The following is a 6,000-nucleotide window of genomic DNA, read 5'->3' on the forward strand; positions in this document are numbered from 1 at the left end:
TGACGTGTCTCGAGCCGTTGCGCCTCTCGACCGGCTGGCTTCTCCGGCACAGGCACCATGGCAGTGATGTCTACACCGGCTTCTGACGGATGTCAATGACAGTTGTCGACGAGTGTGGCATGACGGAGAGGCTGGCCCGACAGCGCCGAAGCGGCCGGCGTCGACAGCTGATCGAGCGCGCTGACCTGGGCCGATAGCGCGGCGTAACCGTTGCCGTCTTTGTCGCCAGGGTGACTGCACGCCTGGAGCATGCGGAACGTAGCGGTATCCGCGGCCGACTCGTCGGTGCGCGTGCCTCATCCGCGTGACCAGCGCAATGAGACCCACAGCGCGGGAAACGGCGAAGAAGATGGATGCCCGGAGGTTACGGGCCGTCAAGGTGGTGGGCGGCGTGCGTGCTACTAGTGGCCGTCGGCCACGCAGGCCTGCTCGCCCCGCCCCATTGGTGTGGGCCGATGTCCTTGGTGAGGCGCAACGCGGGGCGGGGAACCTTGGCGCCGGCTACTGCGGCGTCCCGAGCGAGTCGGCCCTGCAGCTGTGGGCTCCGCCAGGGCTTGCGCGTCGAGTATCCCGCCCGGTCGGGCGTCCGGCAGGGATGCCGATTCGCTGGTGATTCTGGCCTGCGAATGCCGTCGGCCGCGCGAGAATAGACACCGGCAGCAAGGGAAGGTCCGGGTACTGGCTTGGCCGACTACCGCCATCCGTCAAACGATGCCCCTGCCGCCGAGGCGACGCACGATGGCCGCAGGTCGATGGCGCCTCGGCATTGCACGCGCTCTGTCTTCGGCAGGCAATCATGGTGGCAATGTCGAAGCGTGGCCCGGTGCGTTACCTGCTCCCGGCTGTGGCCGTCCCGCGCCGAGACGGTCGCCAACCGGAGACTGCCGCGCTCAGCGCACGGCGGGAGCTGTGACGGTTTTCATTGACGGCCGTCAGTGAAGGCGGTATATAGATAGATACCATGCCTCAGGATCCCGAAAGAGTGAGTGGCCGCGAGGCGCAACGTCTTGAGACGTGCCGCCGTATCTTCGGCGCGGCGCTCGCCGAGTTCCAGCGGTCCGGCATGGCCGAGGCTGACATCGGAGCAATCATCGCTGCCGCGGGGGTCGCGCGGGGAACGTTCTATTTCCACTTCCCGACGAAAGGGCACGTCCTAGCCGAGCTAGAGCGCCAAGAACAGGCTCGGATGGCCGGTCAACTGGTTAAATTCCTCACCTCGCCGCATGACTTGAAGGCGTCCTTCACTGAGGTTGTCCGTCTGGTTTCCGCGATCGAAAAACGGCTCGGAAAGACTCTTTTTCGAGAGATTCTAGCCTTCCTTTTCTCGCCAGCCCGCCCCGATCTCCTGCAGGAGACAGACTACCCGGTGACCGCAGGGCGGCGGCAAAGTTGCTGGTTAGCAACGTAGCTTTTTGATCGTTTCGAGTGGTCGTTCTGGTCGGCGGGCGCGGTGGCGTAGGGCCTGGGCGATGTTGGTCGTACCGGTCAGGCGCAGGATCGTGATCGCGAGGTTGCGGAGGCTGGCCATGATCTGGGGTGCGTTTCCGGTGCGGGCGGGGTGGTGGTCCTCGTCGTAGGTGACGTCGCGGACCCGTGCGCCATGAGGCGCTGTTGTTTCGAGTGGAGGTGGAAGACCTTCGCCCCTGACCCTGTGGCAGCAGGGCGGGGAAGCTGAGGGCAGCCGGTTCCGGGAGGTGCCGGAATGGGTGGGAGCAGCCCTGACAAAGCCGAGACGTGCCAGCACTGCCAGATGGTGCGGGTCCGGCGAGCGTGATGGAGAGGAGTACGAGAGGAACGCGCGATCTTACGCCCCTCAAGATGTCACCGACCTGGAACCTGGCGGATGGGGTCCGATGCGGTGCGCACCCCGGAGAAGTAGTCGGGGGAACTCCTGGGTGGCTTTGAGTTCAGCTGCCGGGAGGCCACGTTGAAATGCTGCGGGGTAGGCGTGGCGATGCCGCTGGGGTATAGCGGGGCTCCTCCTTCATCGAGCGATCAGCAGTGAACATGGGAACAGTTCCGGTCCCGCCTGTACCGTTGCGCAGCTTGCGCGTGGGATGGGCTGGATCCACCGTCGATCGATCGGGTCGGGACGGGGCGGAGCCGTCGTAGTACTCCGAGGCCGGGAAAGCCCGTCACATGGGGAAGGACGGCAGCGGTTGCGGAAGGGAGGAACTGCAATGCTGAAAGATCCGCCGGGGAATCCTGGCGGTCCTGGCGAGGGATTCGCTCCGTTCGCGAGGGTATCGGGGATGCAGGCCAAGCTTCACCGTTGGGCTGCGGTCGATCCTGGCCGCAGGTTCGATGACCTGTTCAATCTCGTGCACGACCCGGGAACGCTGATGGTGGCGTTCGAACGGGTCGCAGGTAACCGGGGTGCCCGTTCCTCTGGTGTGGACGGCCTGACGGTCGCCGACGTCGAGGAACAGACGGGTGTGCCCGGATTCCTGGACGACCTCCAGGCCCAGCTCAAGGCAGGCACGTTCGTGCCGCTGCCGGTGCGGGAACGTGAGATCCCCAAGCCGGGCGGGTTGGGGAAGGTCAGACGCCTGGGGATACCGATGGCCAGGGCATAGTGCTGGTTCGCCCAGACCATCTTTGGGTTTTCTAACGGTAACTCATCCTTTTCACGCGCTTGCTGGTGAGCGTCTGGAGATTCTGTATGCCAAGCATCGGAATGGTGCGTTGGTGTTTGTCTGCGCGTGTGGTGTGGGTCGGACGGTGACGTTGCCGCAGGCATGGACGGATCGTGGGGAGACGCCGACGGGTGATCGGCTGTCGGTGGAGCAGCTGGGTGCTGCGCGAGTGGTGGCCGATGCGCTCCTGCGCCGGGGTGGGTGCAGGGAAGAACGGCAGGGTGAGGACACCGAGGATGTGCCGCGTGCAGGCTCCGGCGGGGCCGGGGGCGGGGTGCCAGGACGGGGCCGGGGTGTGGCGCGAGCAGGTGATGGTGCTGGCCAACATGGTCGAGTCGTGCTGGGAGGCGGCCGTGAACGGCGCGTCGAAGATTACCGGGTTGCATCGGTCCCGGACGGCCGCGATCTATCTGCGGCAGTCGACGTTGATGCAGGTGCGGGACAACACGGCCTCCACGTTGCGGCAGTACGGCCTGGTGGACTTGGCGGTGGAGCTCGGCTGGCCGCGGGAGAACGTGCGGGTGATCGATGCGGACCTGGGGGTGTCAGGGAGGTTCGGTGCCGACCGCGAGGGGTTCCGGGACCTGGTGGCTCAGGTGTGTCTGGGCGAGGTTGGGGCGATCTTCGGGTTGGAGGTCTCCCGGCTGGCCCGGTCGTCGGCGGACTTCGCTCGTCTGCTGGAGCTGGCCCGTCTGACCGATGCGCTGCTGGTGGACGCTGACGGCGTCTACGATCTCGCGGACTTCAACGATCGTCTTCTGCTCGGCTTGAAAGGATCGATGTCCGAGGCCTTATGCCGACGTCGGCATAAGGCCTCGCTGATCGTGCCCTTCAAGCCCAGCAGCAACCGGTCGTTGTGCTCGGCCGGGCGTGTCATGACGACGACGACTGTGTAAGTCGGAGGTGGACCAGGATCGATCTACCTTGATCGGGTGGATCAGAAATGGACACCGAATGACGCAGAATGGAACGCTTCGGACAAATGACGAGGCGGCGGCACAGAGGATCGCGGAGGCTTTCGCGCCGGATGCGATCGACGCGTTGTTGAAGGATGCGAAAGCGACCGGAACGCCGGTCGACGGGGTTGATGGTCTGTTGAACCGGATGACGAAGGCCGTCCTGGAGCGTGCTCTGCAGGTCGAGATGACCGACCATCTCGGGTACGAGGTCGGCGATCCGGCCGGCCACGGGACGGGGAACTCCCGTAACGGGATGTCCACGAAGACGGTGTCGACGCGTAACGGGCCGGTCGATATCGAGGTGCCGCGTGACCGGAACGGCTCGTTCGAGCCGGCGATCGTGCCGAAGCGCGCTCGTCGGATAGGGAACCTCGATGACACGATCCTGTCGTTGTACTCGCGGGGGATGACGACGCGTGACATCGAGGCGCACCTGGGTGAGGTCTACGGCGTCCAGGCGTCCCGGGAGTTGATCTCGAATGTCACCGAGGTGGTGGTTGATGAGATCAAGGCGTGGCAGTCCCGGCCGCTCGACGAGGTCTACCCGATCCTGTACGTGGACGGTCTGCGGATCCGGGTCAAGGACAACGGCGTGGTCACGACCAAGGTCGCGTACCTGGCCGTGGGGGTCGACGTCGACGGGCGCAAGCACGCGCTGGGCTGCTGGATCCAGGACGCCGAGGGGGCGAAGTTCTGGCAGAAGGTCCTGGCGGACCTGCGTAACCGCGGCGTGCGCGACCTGCTGATCGTGTGCTGTGACGGGCTCACCGGCCTGCCCGAGGCCGTCGTCGCGGTCTTTCCCGAGACCGTGGTGCAGACGTGCGTCGTCCACGTGATCCGCAACGCGATGCGTTTCGTGTCCTACACCGACCGGAAAGCCGTCGTCAGGGCCATGAAGGAGATCTACACCGCGCCTACCCTCGAGGCGGCCGAACTCGGCCTGGCCGCCTTCGACAAGAACTTCGGGGCCCAGTATCCGGGTGCTGTCGATGTGTGGCGTCACGCGTGGGCGGAGTTCATTCCTTTCCTGGACTACCCGCCGGAGCTCCGGAAGATCGTCTACACGACGAACGCCATCGAGTCGATGAACTTCCAGCTCCGGAAAATCACGAAGAACCGAGGCCACTTCCCGGACCGGGAGGCGGCGATGAAGCTCCTCTACCTGGGACTCCGGAACATATCGAGCCATCGAGGCGGTGAGTCCGGGACCGGCACCCACGGCTGGAAAGTGGCACTCAACTCGCTCGTCAACCTCTTCCCGGGACGCTTGCCTTTCTGATAACGTGGATATGTAGGCTGCTATTCACCTCCGGCTTACACGGAAATCATGGCTCTGGCGCATATTCGGTGGTGACGTTCAGTGATCGCGTGGTGAGACGCCGCTTGCGTCTACTTTGTCCTGGTTGAGGCTTTCCAGCGCAGCGCGGCGGCGCCTGCCGGACCTCGCGAACGTCTGTGAGGTGGCCGATTTCGACCGCTTTGACCTCCACGACCGGCGCTAACGCACCGTTACCACCGAATGTGCGCCAGAGCCGAAATCATGACAGGCTCGCGCAGCCGCCGCCAGCAGGTCACCCCGGACAGTCCCGAAGGCAGCCGCCGCCAGGGGACGTCGTTACGCAGGATCCACAGGATGCCCGCCAACGCCGCCCGGTCATCCAGCGCCCGACGGCCCGGATAGCGAAACCGCCGCGGCCGGACCGGGACCAGCGGGGCCAGCCGGTCCCACAGCTCATCGGTCAGCACATCATCGGTCACCGACAAGCTCTACCCTGCACACGTCTGATCACTCATTGTGAAACCAGCTCTTAGTGGATGTTTGATTTGGGTTGATTGTGGCTTATGTTCTATCGAGGGTCTCGCCAGGTGGGTGTGGTTTCGCCCGTTATGCGTTTGGCCGTGTTGTCGATCATGGCAATGTGGATCATCGCTTCGGAGCTGGCGGGGAGGGTCTCGTAGTCACGGGCCAGGCGGCGGTGGAACATGAGCCAGCCCAGGGTCCGCTCGACGACCCACCGCCGTTTCACGACGTGGAAACCGCGTTTCTGGGTGTTTCTGGAGACGACCTCGACGTCGACCCCGAGGGCGGCCCCGTACTCGACCACGGTGTTCTTGAAGCCTTTGTCGACCCAGGTTTTCGCAATCGACCGGTAGGTGTCCGTGGCCTGGTCGAGCAGCCGTGTGCCCAGGGTGTTGTCCGACAGGTGCGCTGCGGTGACGCTCACGGCGAGCAGCAGACCGAGGGTGTCGGTGACCACGCCCCGCTTCCGCCCGACGATCTTCTTCCCGGCGTCCGTCCCCTGGCTGGCAAGGGGGACGTCAGTGGAGGTCTTGACACTCTGGGTGTCGAGGATGCACGCGGTCGGCTCGGGCGCGCGGCCTGCCGCGGCGCGGGCCAGACCGGT

Annotated in this window: 6 protein-coding genes and 1 pseudogene; 5 read left to right on the top strand and 2 right to left on the bottom strand. The window is 65.0% G+C overall.

Annotated features, from left to right (window positions below; all coding sequences use genetic code 11):
- The first annotated feature begins 982 nt into the window (after positions 1-982).
- The 5 genes and pseudogenes from QOZ89_RS43310 (at position 983) to QOZ89_RS43325 (ending at position 4,874) form a co-directional block, all read left to right on the top strand.
- On the top strand, positions 983-1,408 hold the full coding sequence (locus tag QOZ89_RS43310; protein ID WP_071050086.1) for a TetR family transcriptional regulator: 426 nt from the start codon (positions 983-985) through the stop codon (positions 1,406-1,408).
- Positions 1,409-2,252: 844 nt separating this feature from the next.
- Positions 2,253-2,576 carry a reverse transcriptase family protein gene (locus QOZ89_RS43315; protein WP_071050087.1) on the top strand — a complete coding sequence of 108 codons (324 nt, stop codon included), beginning with the start codon at positions 2,253-2,255 and terminating at the stop codon, positions 2,574-2,576.
- Positions 2,509-2,766, top strand: a pseudogene (locus tag QOZ89_RS48510) (DUF5372 family protein); the annotation flags it as partial. The gene QOZ89_RS43315 and the pseudogene QOZ89_RS48510, both read left to right, overlap by 68 nt.
- A 163-nt stretch (positions 2,767-2,929) precedes the next feature.
- Positions 2,930-3,532: a recombinase family protein gene (locus QOZ89_RS43320; RefSeq protein WP_312630016.1), complete on the top strand. Its 603-nt coding sequence runs from the start codon at positions 2,930-2,932 to the stop codon at positions 3,530-3,532.
- 58 nt (positions 3,533-3,590) lie between these two features.
- Entirely contained in the window at positions 3,591-4,874 is a 1,284-nt protein-coding gene (locus QOZ89_RS43325; RefSeq protein WP_397428954.1) for an IS256 family transposase, read from the top strand.
- A gap of 230 nt (positions 4,875-5,104) precedes the next feature.
- On the opposite strand, the gene QOZ89_RS43330 is transcribed toward QOZ89_RS43325, so the two are convergent.
- Positions 5,105-5,353 (bottom strand): transposase, encoded by a 249-nt coding sequence (locus QOZ89_RS43330; protein ID WP_157910548.1) that lies wholly within the window; start codon positions 5,351-5,353, stop codon positions 5,105-5,107.
- An 89-nt stretch (positions 5,354-5,442) separates the two neighbouring features.
- Positions 5,443-6,000, bottom strand: a 558-nt coding sequence (locus tag QOZ89_RS43335) for a transposase (RefSeq protein WP_312630019.1), incomplete at its 5' end; no start/stop codon positions are given.

The sequence above is a fragment of the Pseudofrankia coriaricola genome (assembly GCF_032027725.1).
Taxonomy (GTDB): domain Bacteria; phylum Actinomycetota; class Actinomycetes; order Frankiales; family Frankiaceae; genus Pseudofrankia.